The sequence below is a fragment of the Nostoc sp. DedQUE12b genome (genome assembly GCF_034530835.1).
In the GTDB taxonomy this organism is placed as follows: Bacteria; Cyanobacteriota; Cyanobacteriia; order Cyanobacteriales; family Nostocaceae; genus Nostoc.
Genome location: NZ_JAVRCI010000097.1, coordinates 1 through 15,415, shown reverse-complemented (window position 1 = coordinate 15,415; position 15,415 = coordinate 1). Strand labels below are relative to the sequence as shown.

The following is a 15,415-nucleotide window of genomic DNA, read 5'->3' as shown; positions in this document are numbered from 1 at the left end:
TGTCCAGAGATTTCATTTGCAATTCTTCCTCATCCTCTGGCAATGCTTCTCGTTGCACTAAAGGCGTGATGGAATTCGCTAGAGGTTTCATCTGCAATTCTTCTGACTCTGGCAATGCAACTCGATGAATAGACTGGCGATTTACAGGTTGCGCCATTCTTTGCATTACCTGCTGTGCTACGCTATCAGCTTCCTGTTCGTATTTGTCTCCAGGCTGGCTAATTGAGAGTTTTGCTTGGGTACGCAGTGGTATGCGACTGATATCGTGAGTAAGTGGTTTATGGAATGGTTGTATTTCAGGAACTGCTTGGCGTGAAATTGCCGACGACTCCAAACCAAAGCCGCGTATCGGTTGTTTCAGGGATGGAATTGAGAAGCCTGTACTAGTTTTTTTCTGCCGGCTGATGTGTTCTCTCATTTTCTTCTCCAGATGCCCAAGCAGTAGCTAGATAAATATTTTGCTGTTACTAACATCTAGAGTACTGCGATCGCACTCACAACACAATTTATCGAAAGTATAAATTTTCTGTAACTCAATTTTATGGTATCGGGCGATGCCTGCGGCGGGCTGCGCCTACGCACTACGCCGACCGCAGAATGATAATGGTGGCGCATTGGATTCTAGGGGCGCAAGGTCTTGCGCCCTTACAATCCCCCAATTTGGCGGATAAATACTTGGGTGATAAATCTATGAATCGTTGAAAATTGCCAATCCTGGGGAATCTGACATAATTTATCAATAGGTAATGCTCATCCGCGTTGTCTAGGCGCGGATTCAATACGGTTCGGTTAAAGGGTAAAGGGTAAAGGTTTTGAATACATCCTTTCCCCTTTACCCGCAAACCCATTCCCCAGATCATAAGGAAAGTGAAAAATGCTTATCCGAACCGTATTGGGCGCGGATGAGCATCTTGTCCATCACAACAAACTAAGGTTAGATGTAGCTGTAGTTTTTGCCTGGTAAGCCTTTTTGACACCAACCCAGTTACTAGCAATTGGCATTCGCCAACCGGTTCCAAAGGCGCGATCGGTGATTTTTAAGCCGGGGGGTGCTTGTCGCCGTTTAAATTCAGCCCGCGCCACCATTTGAATTACTCTGTCTACAATCACCGCATCGTGACCGGCTGCAACAATTTGCGCTGCTGATTGGTGGTTGTGAATCAGGCGTTGCAAAATATCGTCCAAAACTTCGTAAGGCGGTAGAGAGTCTTGATCAACTTGGCCTGGTTTTAGTTCGGCGCTGGGTGCTTTAGTCAAGACGTTTTGCGGGATGATTTCATTATTGCGATTTAACCAATGGCAAAGTGAATACACACGGGTTTTAGGAACATCTGCAATCACTGCTAACCCGCCATTCATATCGCCGTAGAGAGTACAGTAACCAACTGCCATTTCTGACTTGTTACCAGTAGATAAAAGCAGATAGCCAAATTTATTAGCGATCGCCATTAATAAATTACCGCGAATCCGAGATTGTATATTTTCCTCAGCCAGTCCAAACTCAGTACCCGCAAACAATTCACCTAAAGTTTGATCGAAGCCTTGCATTAACTCGCCAATTGGTAAAAGATGAGTTTTAATCCCCAAATTTTCGGCTAATGCCACAGCATCACTAATCGAATGCTCAGAACTGTAAGGGGAAGGCATGAGAACACCGAGGACATTTTCTTTACCAAATGCAGCAGTTGCGATCGCAGCTACTATGGCAGAGTCAATCCCACCGCTTAAACCCAACACTACTTTAGAAAAACGACACTTACGAGCGTAATCTCGCACTCCTAAAACCAAAGCTTGCCAAATTTCTTCATCTTCTGATTGATATCCAGGTTCTACAGAACCTAATTGAAAATCCCGTTGCGCTTCGTCAAATTCAACAACTACTAAATCGGTATCAAAACCACGGGCACGACACATAACTTCACCTTGACGATTCAAGGCAAAACTCCGCCCATCAAAAATTAGGTCATCATTTCCGCCAACCTGATTAGCATAAATCATTGGTTGTTGAAAACGTATTGCACTATGCCTGAGCATAGTTTCACGAAACTGCTGTTTACCAACTGTGTAGGGCGAAGCAGACAAATTTACAATCAAATCTACACCCAAAATCGCTAAATCAGCAATCGGATTTACTGTATAACTACGTTTGCCCCAGAATTCCTCATCATTCCATAAATCTTCACAAATAGTTACGCCAATATCGATATTATCTAAAGTGAAATAATTAGCTTGCAAGCCTGGTTCAAAATAGCGGCGTTCATCAAATACATCGTAAGTAGGCAAAAGTCGCTTGTGAAAAACTTGTTGAACCTTGCTATTTTCTAACAAAGCCATACTGTTAAATAAAGTTTTACCGCCACTAATATGTGCTTTGATATTCGGTTCAACAGTTCCTACCAACACAGCTAAATTTGGTGGTAAATCCTCAGCCAAGTTTTGTAAAGTGATGCCCATCGCTTCCACAAAACTAGGATTTAGTAATAAATCTCTTGGTGGATAGCCACACAAAGAAAGTTCTGGTGTCAGCAACAAACGTACACCGCTAGATGCTGCTCGTTGTGCCGCCTCCAGGATTTTTTGGGCATTTAAAAGCAAATCACCAATAGTAGGATTAATTTGAGCGATCGCAATTTTCATATTATTTGTCATTTGTCATTGGTCATTTGTCATTTGTTAAGAGTCATAAGTTATACCAAGTTGCCAAAGTTAGTATTCTTTAGCGTCTAAGCTCTGCTGGACTAGCTTTCAAGCAAATAATACTATCTATCACAACTTGGTATTACTCTGGACTTAGGTGATTTCTGATGAAAAAAATACCGATGTTGACGAGTTTCGACAACTCTTGGAGACGCTACACGTAGCTTGCTTCCCCGCAGGGGTACGCTCAACTCTCAACTACTCAGTTGGTTGAGCGAACTTGTACTGAGCGAAGTCGAAGTAGTCGAAACCAACGGCTATGGTAATTTTATTACTAGAATTCACCTTAAGACTTTTAACTCTGGACTTTGGGTAGACATTGGTTAAATAAACACCAAAGGTTTATCTTTTAAGGGAGCAAAAGCTTCAGCGTCAAACTTATACAAACTAGCTGGACGACCAGCACCTCGTGATACCTTAATTCCGGTATCGCATAAAAAACCTAACTTCAGTAGACGCGCTCGAAAATTAGAATAATCGGAAAAGTTATCACCTAAAACTGTGGCGTATAACTGATATAAATCATTCAAGGTGAACATTTCTGGCAAGACTTCAAAAGCCACTGGGCTATACTCTAATTTATTTCGTAATCGCCTGTGTCCATAAGCCAGAATTTCGTTATGGTCAAAAGCTAATTGCGGCACTTGTTTTACCGGATACCAAGCTATGCCAGTCATGCGATCGGCAATCAATTCGGCTTCCTCAAATCGCACTAGGGCAAAGTAACTAACTGATAAATAACGCACACCATAACTATCAGTTGCTTCCCGTGGATCGCGATTCGGCCCGCCAAATGTATACAGCTGTTCTAAATAGAGATTGTTAACCTTAATTTTCTCCGCCATAATGCGATAGGCGGCATCTTCTAAAGACTCTCCTGGACGTACCAAAGTACCGGGAAGACTCCAATGATTTAAAAATGGTTCTTGCTGTCGCATTACGAGTAGAACTAACAGCCGATTTTGTACAGTATCTACAGAAAAAATTACATTATCAACACCAACCTTGAAATCGGCCAAAGGTTGTTGGTTTAACGGAGTTGGTATCTTTTTTGTTGAACGTCCTGGCATTCGTACAAATGCTCTTGATTAATATAGGCAACTACAGGGGCTGTGAGGGCTTGGGGATCTCTATGTTCACGGTACGCTGTTGAGGAAACATCTAGACCGGTTAGACTAGCGATCGCAATTTTCCCTCCCAGCTTTTGCACTACCTCTGAACTAGATTCATCTATTACATATCCGGGTCGCGGTACAATCAGTAGTTGCACTTCCTGTAACAAATCTTCAATGCGATACCAACGTGGTAGCTGACTCAGTAAATCTGAACCAATAATCATCGTCAATTGGGCGTCTTCACCCCAAGTAAGCTTGGCTTTTTCCACTGTTTCCAGCGTTCTGAAGCTACTCAATTCTTGTTCCAAAGCAATATTGTGCCGTGGCGTGTCTATATCCGCAATCAACAATCGCAACATTGCCGCCCGATGTTCTAAGGGTGTTTGATGGGACTTAAATGGATTATCTGCTGCCCAAACCGCTACCCAATCATAACGCTCAGATAACCAACTCAGAATTTTTTGATGTCCCGCAGTTGGTGGATCGGCACTAGTACCAAACAAAGCAATTTTCATCATCTTACTTTGCATCCTTCTCTACGAGACGCTGCGCGATTGCTGTTCGCTTCTTAGCTTCCTCTGTCAACTGTTGCAGTGCGGCAGAAATTTCCACCTGCACCCCTACAGGACGATCCAAACGCCGTATTTCTTGTGGCAAACTCGCAACTGAGACAGCAGTACGCTGACGAATTGTTGCCAACGATTCCAAAGGCTGCACCCGTTCACCTTGTTGGACTACTAACTGCAACAAAGGTTCTTCTTCTAAAGCAATTTCACCTAAGAGTCCCAACCTGTCTGCTTTTACCTTACCTCCCGTAAATGAACGAAAAATTTGCTTACGCCCTGGATAAGTAACTTTACCACTAGACTGCTTCATCACAGGGATGCCATCAATGTCTACAAGTTTATAAACTCCATTGACAGGCGAACCTGTAACTAGTCGCGTTCCCAACCCGTAACCATCAATTTCGGCCCCAGCAGCTTTTAATCTAGCAATTTCCCACTCATCCAAATCACCACTAGCAAAAATTGGCACACCGGGAAGGAGCGATCGCACCTGTTTTGATAAGGTAACTAAATCTCCTGAGTCCAATCTCACTCCTGTTAGTTGCATTTCCCCAGAATTTACTTTTTCGGCCAAGCGCCCAGCAGCAGCAATGGTATCGTAAGTATCAATCAGCAATGGCGCACCCGGAAAATAGCGATGAAATGCACTAAAAGCTTGTTCTTCAGTGCCTTCTATTGCTGACAATGCCATCACCAAGGCGTGTGCCATCGTACCACTTGGCTGTTGTCCCAGTTGTAGCGCTGCTAACACATTGGAAGTGGAATCTAACCCACCCGCCAACGCCGCCCGTGCTGCCCACAAAGACCCCTGCGGACTAAATGCCCGTCTGGTGCCAAATTCTAAAAGTGTTGCTGATTCTCCCGCTACATCCCGCAACCGGGCTGCTTTTGTGGCAATCAAAGTCTGGTAATTAATCGTATTCAGGAGGTAAGTTTCCACTAGTTGCGCTTGCCAAAGTGGTGCTTCCACCCGCAACAGTGGTTGATTGGCAAACACAGCAGTCCCTTCTGGTACTGCCCAAACATCGCCCGTAAACTTTCCCTCAGCTAAAAGTGACCAAAAGCGATCGCCTGCGTGAGCAAAAATTCCCGTTGCTTGTAATGCCGCAATTTGCGCGGAACTAAAGCGGATTTTGGCTAAATATTCTAATGCCTGTGTCAGCCCCATTGCAATTAAATAACCAAAACCCTCTGGCAACCGTCTGACGGACAATTCAAAGCTTGCCCGTCGTTGTTCTATACCAACGCCAGTGTAACAAGCTGCCATCGTCAACTGGTAAAGGTCGGTCAGCAAGCTGTAGTCATCGGCAGAAAGGTTCAGTTCCTGGTTCTGCTGGCTTTGCTGTTTATATACATAGTCCAAATCTGGCAAAGTTGTCATGCAAGAGCTTCCTTACAAGATGCTTCTTTTATTTATGGTAATATTTACCATAAATAATGTCAACTCCTGACAAGTATATTGTCTGAGATTGCCGTATACCAGTAGATTTATCGGTAGCTTAATCTTAACTTCATCAAAAACTTAATATTTTTTAATAGTAATAACTAGCAATAATGTTGATTAGATCGGGTGGCTAATAAAGGAAAATAATATCCTGTCAGATAAAGTTTGTTTTGCTTCGCTCTTTTCCAAAATCGGTTGAAAAAACAACTATGTTACAATTAAAATCAAAGAGAAAAGTTTGATTTTTTGACAAGCTAAAGTATTGCGAAGTTATCTAAATAAACATTGCATATATTCTCAATATATTGAGAATATGAGCAAGCTTTGAGTATTAGGATTAGAGTATAAGCATCACCATTAAAGCGACTCAAAAAGAAGGAGTCCAATATTATGGATATTTCCAAAATCATTGCGAACATAACCCAGTATATTTCTGAAGCTGCAATGCGGATTTTTGGTCCTACGGATGATGCTTATCCTGCTGTTGGCATACAACCTTTTACAGGTGAGCCTTACGATGAAGATACAGATGATAATTGGTAGGTGCCGATACGGCATTGATAAATAGGAGTCAAAATTCAGAATTCAAACGAGGGCAATTACTGGGGAGTTTAGGCAAACCATATATAGCTGAGTGCTGAGTGCTGAGTGCTGAGTGCTGAGTGTTGAGTGCTGAGTGCTGAGTAAAAATCCAGTTTTTTCAAGACTTTGAGCAATCAACACTGTCCTAATCTGCGTGACTACGGCTATAATTGAAAACCACGAAATTGTAGATTGAGCTTCGTAATTAAACCCCTTTATTTAAAAGTAGTGGCGTATTAGAATACGTCACTATCCAATTCCTTCTGCATTCTGGCTCCTGATGAATAGATAGGTTGCAACAATCATATAATTATTTAGGCCTTGTGTGGGCACGGTTGCTTCTATCTCAATTAATTCACCATCAATTAGTTCATAGCGATCGCACTCACTGTAATGGTTAATAAATTCATCAACGGTTAGGAATTTTGGGGCTGATTGAACCATTGTGATTATTCCCAAGAATCGTAGAGTGTGTGTAAGTTTTAATATAATTCAACCCACTAAGATAAAGGCGTGAGTTTTTTCTCACGCCTTTTTATTTAAACTTTTTGATCGCCGATTGCTAAGAGTTCCAGAATCGCTCCATTTGTCCAGCCGAAACCAACTTCGTTAGAACTATATCCAAAGGAGATTTCGTCGGAAACGTTGGCAGAACAGCGTTCAACATCATATTTCTCAACTAGGGTATTGTGACGCTCGAATTCTTTAACTACCATAGCCAGGAATTTATTGGCAATGCGATCGCCTTCTGTATGATACCCATAGCGGTGAAGTCCCTGGACAGCAACTAATGTCAATGGTGCCCAGCCAAAGGGAGCATCCCACTGGTTGCCGGTGACACGAGTACTGGTAAAAATTCCGCCTGGGGCTTCAAATAAAGAGAGATTTTCTACGACACGCTTGGCTTGGGTTGGAGAAGCAATTCCCAGCCACAGGGGATAGAACGTGGTAGCAAATTCGTAGCGGCGGCGTTCTCCACCCTGGAAATGATAGTCGAAATACAGTCCCTGTTCTTCATCCCAGAGACACTTATCGATGCGATCGCGGCGGATATTCGCACGATCGCGCCATTGCCGTTCTAGTTCTTCATTCCCAAAAATATTGTGGATTTGTCCCAAGTCTTGTTCTACTTGATACAGCAAACTATTGAGGCACACAGGAGCATAGTGGAGGATATCAGCACTGAAAGGGCCAAATCGATTGGTGATATCAAAACCAGACTCGCGCATGGTGCGATCGCCTTTGTAAAATAAGTGCGTCAGTTCGTCTTTTTCTCGGTTGTAGTAAAGACTAACGTCATAATCCTCAACCTCATAGGTTTGGTAATATTCCTTGACGCGATCGTAGTGGCTTTTTCCCTCTTCATCCCGCTCGGAAAACAAAACTTCTGGCGCTGGGCCTTCCCCAAAGGCATAGAATCTAGACAAGCCTGTTGCAGGATTCAGGTGAGGCGGTACTACCCAGTAATAATAAAACTGTTCTAGGATCGGTATGGTTAACTTTAACCACTCTTCATCCTGGGTGTGCTGGAATAGCGCCAAAACCATCATACTGAGGACAGGGGGCTGCGATCGCGACAGCATATAAGTCCGGTTGGCATTGAGGATCGTGCCGTAATGTCGCACTTGGTACAATAACTGATCTACTTGGCTTTGCGCTAGCTCCAATTCTCCATCGTGCAAAAGTCCTAGTAATATAAAGTAGCTGTCCCAGCCATACATTTCGTTGAAACGGCCACCTGGTACGAGATAAGGCCCTGGTAGGTATAGTAACCCATGCTCTTTAATTGCCTCCGCTTCAGTTGGCAAAGTGCGAATTTGCAGCCGTTGCATATCTTTGGAAGATAGCGATCGCTCTAACACAGTCTGAATGTTGGGACAATCTTCTGAGGGTGAAATGTAGACTATCCAAGGAGTGTCGCTTTTGTGGTCTAGTTTGGTATCCTTTGCAGATTGTAATAAGTGTTCGTGCGATCGCGTTAAGGTTTTCCAGGTTTTTTTGATGTGGAGGCGCACAGCGTCTATCTGCGCGGTGGTCAGTGCTAGGGTCATAATTCTGAATTGTTTTTTCAACGCAAAAAAGAGGCAGCGCGGTCTTCTCCCAAAGGGAGAGGCTAGCGCCAAGGGGGTTTCCCCCATCAGCGACTGCCGTCGCAAAGGGAAGCGCAGAGGAACGCTGAGGTTTTATAAGGTTCTCTCTGCGTGGGATTGATTTTTGTTTTTACTCGATAGTGCTAATTAAGAGGGCAACTGGGAAATGGGTGAGGGCTGTTGCGATTGATAGGGTTTCTGTAGCTTGTAAGGGTTGCTGAGTTAGGACGTTTTTCCAGGTGGAGGAAGTTCCGGGGGGTAGTTGCAGGTGTGTATCTCGCCAAACTGATTCGCCCAAGGGGTTTTCTCCTGGCTGGATGAGGCTGGTTAAAAAGCGGGGTGCGATCGCGATCGCTGTTTGATTTCCCTCGCGCCGTGCAAAGGCGATAATGTGATTGGCGTAGGTTCCTTGAACTTCTAACGGTAAATAATCGCCGTCCTGGAATAATGAGACATAGTTTGTTCTGGCTTGGAGTAATTGAGCCGTTAAAAACAGTTTGATTCTACCGTCTGTTTTGTCGTTTAGTAACTCCTGAATCAGTCCGAGAATGTCTGTTTTTACCTGTTCACGGATGGCGCTTAAGTAAGTACGTCGCTGTTCAAAATCCACGGGACGACGATTGTCTGGATCAACTAGACTTAGTTCCCAAAGTTCTGTTCCTTGGTATACATCTGGTACGCCAGGGGCGGTAATCTTCAGTAGAGTTTGGGAAAGGGAATTGAAGATACCATACTCTGCAATTCGCCCTTGAAAGGGACGAAAGGCTTCTAGAAATTCCCCGGAGAGGGAAGGATCGAGTACTTTCTCAATAAAGGAGGTACAAGCTTCTTCATACTCGCTATCAGGTCGTAACCAGGCTGTATGCACCTTTGCTTCTCGGATTGCCTTTATTATATAATCCTTCACTCGTTCTACAAAGGATGCATGTTCATGTTCGGCAAAAGGAAACGCCCCTACTAAGGTTTGATAGAGAAAATACTCATCGTTGCGATCGGGTATAGCGAAGCCGTGGCGATCGCTACGATGTCCTCGATTAATCGCACTCCAGGTATTTACCTGCTGATCCCATTCATCGGGAATTTCTGAGAGGACATTCAATCTGGCCCGCACATCTTCGCCGCGCTTGGTGTCGTGGGTGGCTGTGGTGTTCATTGTGTGAGGCCAGGTTTCTTGATGCTGTTTGTTAAAGGCATGAAATTTTGCTAGGTCGATGCCAAAATGACCAGGATTTCCCCCGACTTCATTCAGTGACAGCAACCGATTGTAAACATATAATGTGGTGTCTTCTACGCCTTTGGCCATTAACGGCCCACTGTATTGCTGCATCCGTAAGACAAAATATATCCACTGTTCGCGTTCTGTTTGAGTCAGAGAATTATCAAACTCTAACAGCATTAACTTTTCAATAAAGGTCAGTTCGTTCTGCAATAGGGGCGTTTGTTCTTTGGCTTGATCAATTACTTCTTGAATGGTAGCGCGATCGCTTTCTCCAATTCCATCAGGCGTAATGTAGGTGCGGTAAATCGGGAACAGTGTCAAAACTTCGGCGATCGCTCTTTTTAATCCATTCAGTGTAAAATCATTGCCATAGCGATATTTGCTGGAAACGTTCTTTAACAAAAGTGCCAAATTGTCAATATCACCTGCTAAATTCTTTTCCAAAATCAGGTGTTTTTTATCCTTGACTACCGAGGCATAATCTACTCTGGAACTAATAAAGTTCTGGTAAACTTTCTCGAAGGATGATTCATTTTCTGTTTGACAAAATACGCCATTTACATAGTTGAGAAAGTCATATCCAGACGTTCCTTCAATTCCCCAGTTTTCCGGCAATTCTTCGGTGAGTTCTAAAATCTTCTCGACGGTGATATAAACATCTCCCATCTTTTCCCGCAGCCTTTCTATATACTGGATTGGGTTATAAAGTCCATCAATATGGTCAATCCTTAAACCTGTAAATTTGCCTTCTTCAACCAGTTTCTGAATTAGGCTGTGGGTATTATTAAAAACCCGCACTTCTTCAACTTTAACGGAAATCAGTTCATTGACAGTAAAGAAACGGCGGTAGTTCATTTCCTCCGCGCCAACTTTCCAGAAGGCAAGGCGGTAAAATTGCTCATTCAGTAATTCATCTAGGAGATTAAAACTTTCTGAATTACCTGGTTCTCCATTAAAAGTTTTGATATTCTCGTCAATGAATTCGCGGATGGTGTCGTTTGTGGTGTAGAGTTCCCAAAGCAATCCTTTAATAAATGCAATTTGGTCTTGTCGCTGTTTTCCTGCAACTTCTGAGGGCACACTTTTGAGAATGTAGAGAATCCCCAATAGCTTAATAAAATCGGGATGATTGCGTCCCAGTGTACGGGTGAGTTTACCTAAATTATGGGTGATAAATTTTGTGTAAGATTCTAACCGCAGTGGCAGTTTTAAGCTGTAATAATTGACGGTTAAACCGTTTTGTTCGTATTGCAGTTGAATGTGTCCGTTTTCTAGGGATGTACCATAGAAATCTCCTAAGAGAGGAGCGAGAATTCGCGCTTGGCGATCGCCAAAGGGAGCATTCCAAGAAAGATCGAAGTAGTCGGTATAGCTGGAATCTGGGCCGTGTTCCAATACGTCCATCAAGTAATCGTTTTCGCTGCTATAGGCCATGTGGTTGGGCACAATATCTTGTAACCAGCCCATACCAAGGGATTGGATTTCACTAACTAATTCATCAAATGATTCATTAGTTCCCAGTTCTGGGTTAAGTTGAGTGGCATCTACTATATCGTAGCCGTGTGTACTCCCGGATCGTGCTTTGAAAATGGGGGAAGCATATAAATCGGAAATACCTAAATCTGCTAAATAAGCTGCGATCGCTTTGGCGTTGTCAAAGCCAAACTGAGGTGTAAATTGGATTCGATAAGTGGCGGTAGGAATTCGCATATTTTTTTAGTAGGGAGTGGGGAATAAGGGGGATGTAGCTTTAGCTTCCCGCAGGGTGGAAGATGAGGTTTTGAGGGTAAACGCTGAACATTTTAGAGGATGTTTGAAAAGTTCTCTTTTCGGTAGTAAAAGGGTATTACCCCCCTTAATCCCCCCTTGTAAAGGGGGGAAACAAGAAATCTAGTTCCCTCCCCTTTACAAGGGGAGGGTTAGGGTGGGGTAAATTTTCAGGGAGATGAATAAGTGCCTTTAAGCCTTTATGTTTGAACCTTAAGCCTTTATGCTCAAACCTTAAGCCTTTATGCTCAAACCTTAAGCCTTTATGCTCAAACATTAAGCCTTTATGCTCAAACATTAAGCCTTTATGCTCGAACGTTGAAGTTATAAGGCTGAAAGTTTAAGTTCTAACTCTCCCCCTCATGCTTTTTCATAGAGTACTAAACTAGTAGGTTGCAATTTCACTTCTTCGCCCACAGACAAATGTTCAGCAGCTTCAGAACCATGCCCAGACCATGAGGTATCAGCAGAGTCCAACAATTTATTCGCATTTTGCTCAAACGGCAGAGTCACTGTCACTGGAGACGAATTGAAATTCATCACAAATATTATTTCACTTGATTCGCACCAACGCCGCACGATCACCAATTCCTTCTCTTCATCGCTAGTTGCTTCGATGAAATTGCGGTCTTGGTTGAGAAGTGCTGGATGTGTCTTCCGTAAATTAATTAACTGACGATACCAATCCCAGAGAACTTTGTGCTTTCCTTGATTGCGTAATTCCCAATTTAGTTTAGACTTGAGGAAAGTTTCTGCCGATTCGGGATCTGGGGGATCATCTGCATAGTGAAATGCTTCAAATTCTTCTTTGCGTCCGGCTCGAACTGCTTGAATCAAATCGGGATCGGAGTGACTGACAAAGTAAATGAAGGGTGCAGTTTCGCCGTATTCTTCTCCCATAAATAACAGGGGTAAGTTAGGCGATAGCAGCACAGCGCCAGCGGCTAACTTTAATCCTTCAAAAGAGATCCGCTGGCTAAGGCGTTCTCCTTTCATTTGATTGCCGATTTGATCGTGATTCTGAATGCAGATTGTAAACTGTGATAAAGGGCGATCGCGGCAAGATACGCCATGAAATCTCTTGCGGTGTGGTGCGTACTTCCAATCGTAGACAAAAGTATCACTATAAGCTTTTGCCAAATCAGCACATTTCCCAAAATCTTGATAATATCCTTGGCGATCGCCTGTCAACAGTGTATGCAATGCGTGGTGAAAATCATCACTCCACTGAGCATCGAGTCCATATCCACCCAATTCTGCCGGACGAATTATTCGCGGATTATTCATATCGCTTTCGGCTATCAGATGGCGTTTCCATCTTTGCCCTTGTTGTGAGAAATGATGAACTGCTTCCGCCAATTCCCACAAAAAATGCTTCGCTCCCAAGTCATAAATTGCTTGAATGGCATCCAGGCGCAATGCATCAATGTGGAATTCGCCCAACCAGTAAAGCGCATTTTCAATAAAATAATTTCGCACGCCCTGACTATGGGCATCGTCGAAATTCATCGCTTCGCCCCACGGCGTTTTATAGGTTTTAGTAAAGTAGGGCGCGAACTGACTCATATAATTGCCTTCCGGCCCAAAGTGGTTATACACCACATCCAGCACAACGGCGATGTTATTTTGATGGCAAGCATTTACCAGTTGCTTGAGTTCGGCTGGACTACCGTAGGAATTTTGGACAGCATAAGGATAAACGCCATCATAGCCCCAGTTGCGATATGCCAGAGATGCTTCAATATGAGTGTCTCCCGGAACCTGGGAGATGGGCATGATTTCAATGGCGTTAATTCCCAGTTCTCTCAGTTCTGGTAAACGGGGAATGATGGCGGTAAAAGTTCCTTCCGGCGTGAATGTCCCAACATGAACTTCGTAGAAAATCATTGATTCCACAGGAATCCCAGTCCACCCTTCATCAGTCCACTCAAAATCATGATCGACAATTTGCGACGGCCCATGCACCCCTTCCGGTTGATACTGCGACGCCGGATCGGCAAAGTTGTCTTGGCCATTCAAGACATACCGATAAAGCGTACCCGGATACACATCGTTGACTTTCGTGTGCCAGTATCCCTCAGATTGAGTCTTGAGGGGAATTAACTGCTGTTCTGGCGTCAAAATTTTTACCGTGACGCTATCTAATAGCGGAGACCAAACTGTAAATTCACACTCTCCGTTGCCCAAGTAGTTAGCACCAATTTTCACGCAGTATCCTCCCATCAGTTCCAGTTTGTTGTGCCGAATTATGGCGCGATTGCAAATGTCATTGATTGCACAATATTTACAAACACGCCAGATAGCATAATGGTTGGTCTACCAGAGTTTTTGCTAGCATCTGGAGGCGGATTTTTGACCAGAATAAATTCAGTCTAATGACAAATGTGGGAGAAATGACGGAGAAAAAACCGGACATTCGTAGGGTAGCACGGCTGTTCACTCCTACGGCTTGCAGCTACCATCCACACAGTATGCCGATTGATATGTATTAGAACGCTTACCAAATATGGTGTAGCGGTTATCGCGGATTTGTTCGTAAAAGCGATCGCCTGCCCATTTCACCCCCGGCAATGCTCGATAAGCGTCTACAAATATACTTCCTGCTGGCAATAAGCGCCCAATTTCTTCTGCGGCGTTACTACCTTGCCAACGTCTTTGAGGTTGATTGCCATCAATTAAAATCATTCCCTGTTCGCAATCTTGGGCTGAAATTCCCCACTGTAAAAGTGTTTGCTCATCTTGCATAGGACTGTAGCGAAACAACTTTCCTTGGTCTAAGGTTTCTAGCAATTGCACTAGGGTAACGCAGAGATTACAATTTCCGTCGTAGATTACGTAATAATTCATAAAAATAATGGCTCATTTGGCAATTGAATTGTCGGATGTGTCTAAAACACAGCTTTGGTATTCTAGCTTAGAAAACTGTAGCGATCGCTCCTACCTTACCGAAACCAATCTCCAGTTCAAATATGCATAATGTCATCTAGCTTAAGTTGTAAATTTGGCAAGACATCAGAAGAAATATTATCTCCTAAACGATATTGTTGTTGCTGGTACACACCATTCACTAACTGACAAACGGTAAAGGTTGGTTGTTTGGGATTGCCGATAAACTGCAAGCCACCCAAGCCACGAAAATCCACAATCCAATATTGTGGGATGTTAAGAAAAGCGTATTCTTCCACTTTTCTTGCATAATCGTCTTGCCAATTAGTACTCACAACTTCAGCAACAAGCTTAATAGTACTGCCGTTACAAATAATCGGTTCTTTTTGCCAAAGCGGTTCTTTACTAAGTTCGGCTTTATCTAAAACAATTACATCAGGACGCAGTGCTGTCGCTTCAGCCGCAGGTGGTTTTATCAGACAAGTTTTTGGAACTAGCCAGTTGAAATTAGAATTAAAAATTTCGACATAGATTCTACCTGCAATACTACCTGCAATAGCTTCGTGTGGCCCTGTAGGTTCCATGTCTCTTAATTGCCCGTCGATTAATTCGTAGCGTGTATTGTCACCATATTGGGCGATAAATTCCTCAAAGGTAAGTAGCTTGGGCGAGGTGTAGGTCATTATGTTTTGACTTGACGTAGGCTTATTGTAACGAAAGTATTATCAAGCAAAACTACCATGAGGCGGCGAATTAATTGCGTAAGCATAGCCCGCACTTCTCTACGTTCGCGCAGCGTGTCGCAGACAGACGCTCCGCGTAGCTTGCTTCCCCGGAGGGGTACGACAAAGCTACTTCTCTGCGAGAGGCTGCGCCAACGACTGCGCTCAGTACAAGTCAGTGACCACCGCAGGCATCGCTCTTGTCTAACTAAACCAGTGCGAAGTAAAACGAGGCTGTATTAACGTAACAGGTCGATGTATTAACATAACAAGTCGATGCATTAACATAACGGGTCGATGCATTAACATAACGGGTCGATGCATTAA

Annotated in this window: 14 protein-coding genes; 3 read left to right on the top strand and 11 right to left on the bottom strand. The window is 43.5% G+C overall.

The annotated features are described in order from the left end of the window. Together RMY16_RS29090 and RMY16_RS29085 are read right to left on the bottom strand one after the other, a co-directional pair. The coding region (locus RMY16_RS29090; protein WP_322739278.1) for a hypothetical protein at nt 1-418 on the bottom strand (418 nt) is incomplete at its 3' end. A gap of 500 nt (nt 419-918) precedes the next feature. Next, nucleotides 919-2,637, bottom strand: coding sequence for an NAD+ synthase (locus RMY16_RS29085; RefSeq protein ID WP_322739285.1), 1,719 nt, complete (start codon nt 2,635-2,637; stop codon nt 919-921). A 225-nt stretch (nt 2,638-2,862) separates the two neighbouring features. On the opposite strand from RMY16_RS29085, the gene RMY16_RS29080 reads away from it, so the two are divergent. Further along, entirely contained in the window at nt 2,863-3,024 is a 162-nt protein-coding gene (locus RMY16_RS29080) for a hypothetical protein (protein ID WP_322739277.1), read from the top strand. Here RMY16_RS29080 and RMY16_RS29075 read toward each other — a convergent pair. Genes RMY16_RS29075 through RMY16_RS29065 form a run of 3 tightly spaced genes read right to left on the bottom strand, consistent with a single transcriptional unit; the run spans nt 3,021 to nt 5,759 of the window. Continuing rightward, nucleotides 3,021-3,767, bottom strand: a complete 747-nt coding sequence (locus tag RMY16_RS29075) for an NUDIX hydrolase (RefSeq protein ID WP_322665002.1) — start codon at nt 3,765-3,767, stop codon at nt 3,021-3,023. The genes RMY16_RS29080 and RMY16_RS29075 overlap by 4 nt on opposite strands. Then, nucleotides 3,728-4,327: a nicotinate-nucleotide adenylyltransferase gene (locus RMY16_RS29070; RefSeq protein ID WP_322739284.1), complete on the bottom strand. Its 600-nt coding sequence runs from the start codon at nt 4,325-4,327 to the stop codon at nt 3,728-3,730. Before RMY16_RS29070 ends, RMY16_RS29075 begins: the two co-directional genes overlap by 40 nt. Nucleotides 4,328-4,331: 4 nt before the next feature. Next, nucleotides 4,332-5,759 (bottom strand): nicotinate phosphoribosyltransferase, encoded by a 1,428-nt coding sequence (locus RMY16_RS29065; protein WP_322739276.1) that lies wholly within the window; start codon nt 5,757-5,759, stop codon nt 4,332-4,334. A 453-nt stretch (nt 5,760-6,212) separates the two neighbouring features. Here RMY16_RS29065 and RMY16_RS29060 point away from each other — a divergent pair, with 453 nt between their 5' ends. Beyond that, complete coding sequence (locus tag RMY16_RS29060; protein ID WP_322665006.1) at nt 6,213-6,365, top strand: hypothetical protein; 153 nt, start codon at nt 6,213-6,215, stop codon at nt 6,363-6,365. A gap of 288 nt (nt 6,366-6,653) precedes the next feature. Here the strand turns inward: RMY16_RS29060 and RMY16_RS29055 are convergent, their stop codons facing one another. The 5 genes from RMY16_RS29055 to RMY16_RS29035 form a co-directional block, all read right to left on the bottom strand. Further along, nucleotides 6,654-6,848: a hypothetical protein gene (locus RMY16_RS29055; protein WP_322739275.1), complete on the bottom strand. Its 195-nt coding sequence runs from the start codon at nt 6,846-6,848 to the stop codon at nt 6,654-6,656. 95 nt (nt 6,849-6,943) lie between these two features. Beyond that, nucleotides 6,944-8,455 (bottom strand): trehalase family glycosidase, encoded by a 1,512-nt coding sequence (locus RMY16_RS29050; RefSeq protein ID WP_322739274.1) that lies wholly within the window; start codon nt 8,453-8,455, stop codon nt 6,944-6,946. Between the two features lie 169 nt (nt 8,456-8,624). Next, complete coding sequence (gene treY / locus RMY16_RS29045) at nt 8,625-11,423, bottom strand: malto-oligosyltrehalose synthase (RefSeq protein WP_322739273.1); 2,799 nt, start codon at nt 11,421-11,423, stop codon at nt 8,625-8,627. Nucleotides 11,424-11,840: 417 nt separating this feature from the next. After that, nucleotides 11,841-13,688 (bottom strand): malto-oligosyltrehalose trehalohydrolase, encoded by a 1,848-nt coding sequence (treZ, locus tag RMY16_RS29040; RefSeq protein ID WP_322739272.1) that lies wholly within the window; start codon nt 13,686-13,688, stop codon nt 11,841-11,843. 234 nt (nt 13,689-13,922) lie between these two features. Continuing rightward, nucleotides 13,923-14,327, bottom strand: coding sequence for a thiol-disulfide oxidoreductase DCC family protein (locus tag RMY16_RS29035; RefSeq protein ID WP_322739271.1), 405 nt, complete (start codon nt 14,325-14,327; stop codon nt 13,923-13,925). Between the two features lie 7 nt (nt 14,328-14,334). Between RMY16_RS29035 and RMY16_RS29030 the strand changes: the two genes are divergently transcribed. After that, a complete protein-coding gene (locus RMY16_RS29030) occupies nt 14,335-14,457 on the top strand; it encodes a hypothetical protein (protein WP_322739270.1) in 123 nt (40 codons plus the stop codon). Here the strand turns inward: RMY16_RS29030 and RMY16_RS29025 are convergent. Next, a complete protein-coding gene (locus RMY16_RS29025) occupies nt 14,444-15,049 on the bottom strand; it encodes a Uma2 family endonuclease (RefSeq protein WP_322739269.1) in 606 nt (201 codons plus the stop codon). The genes RMY16_RS29030 and RMY16_RS29025 overlap by 14 nt on opposite strands. Between the last annotated feature and the right edge of the window lie 366 nt (nt 15,050-15,415).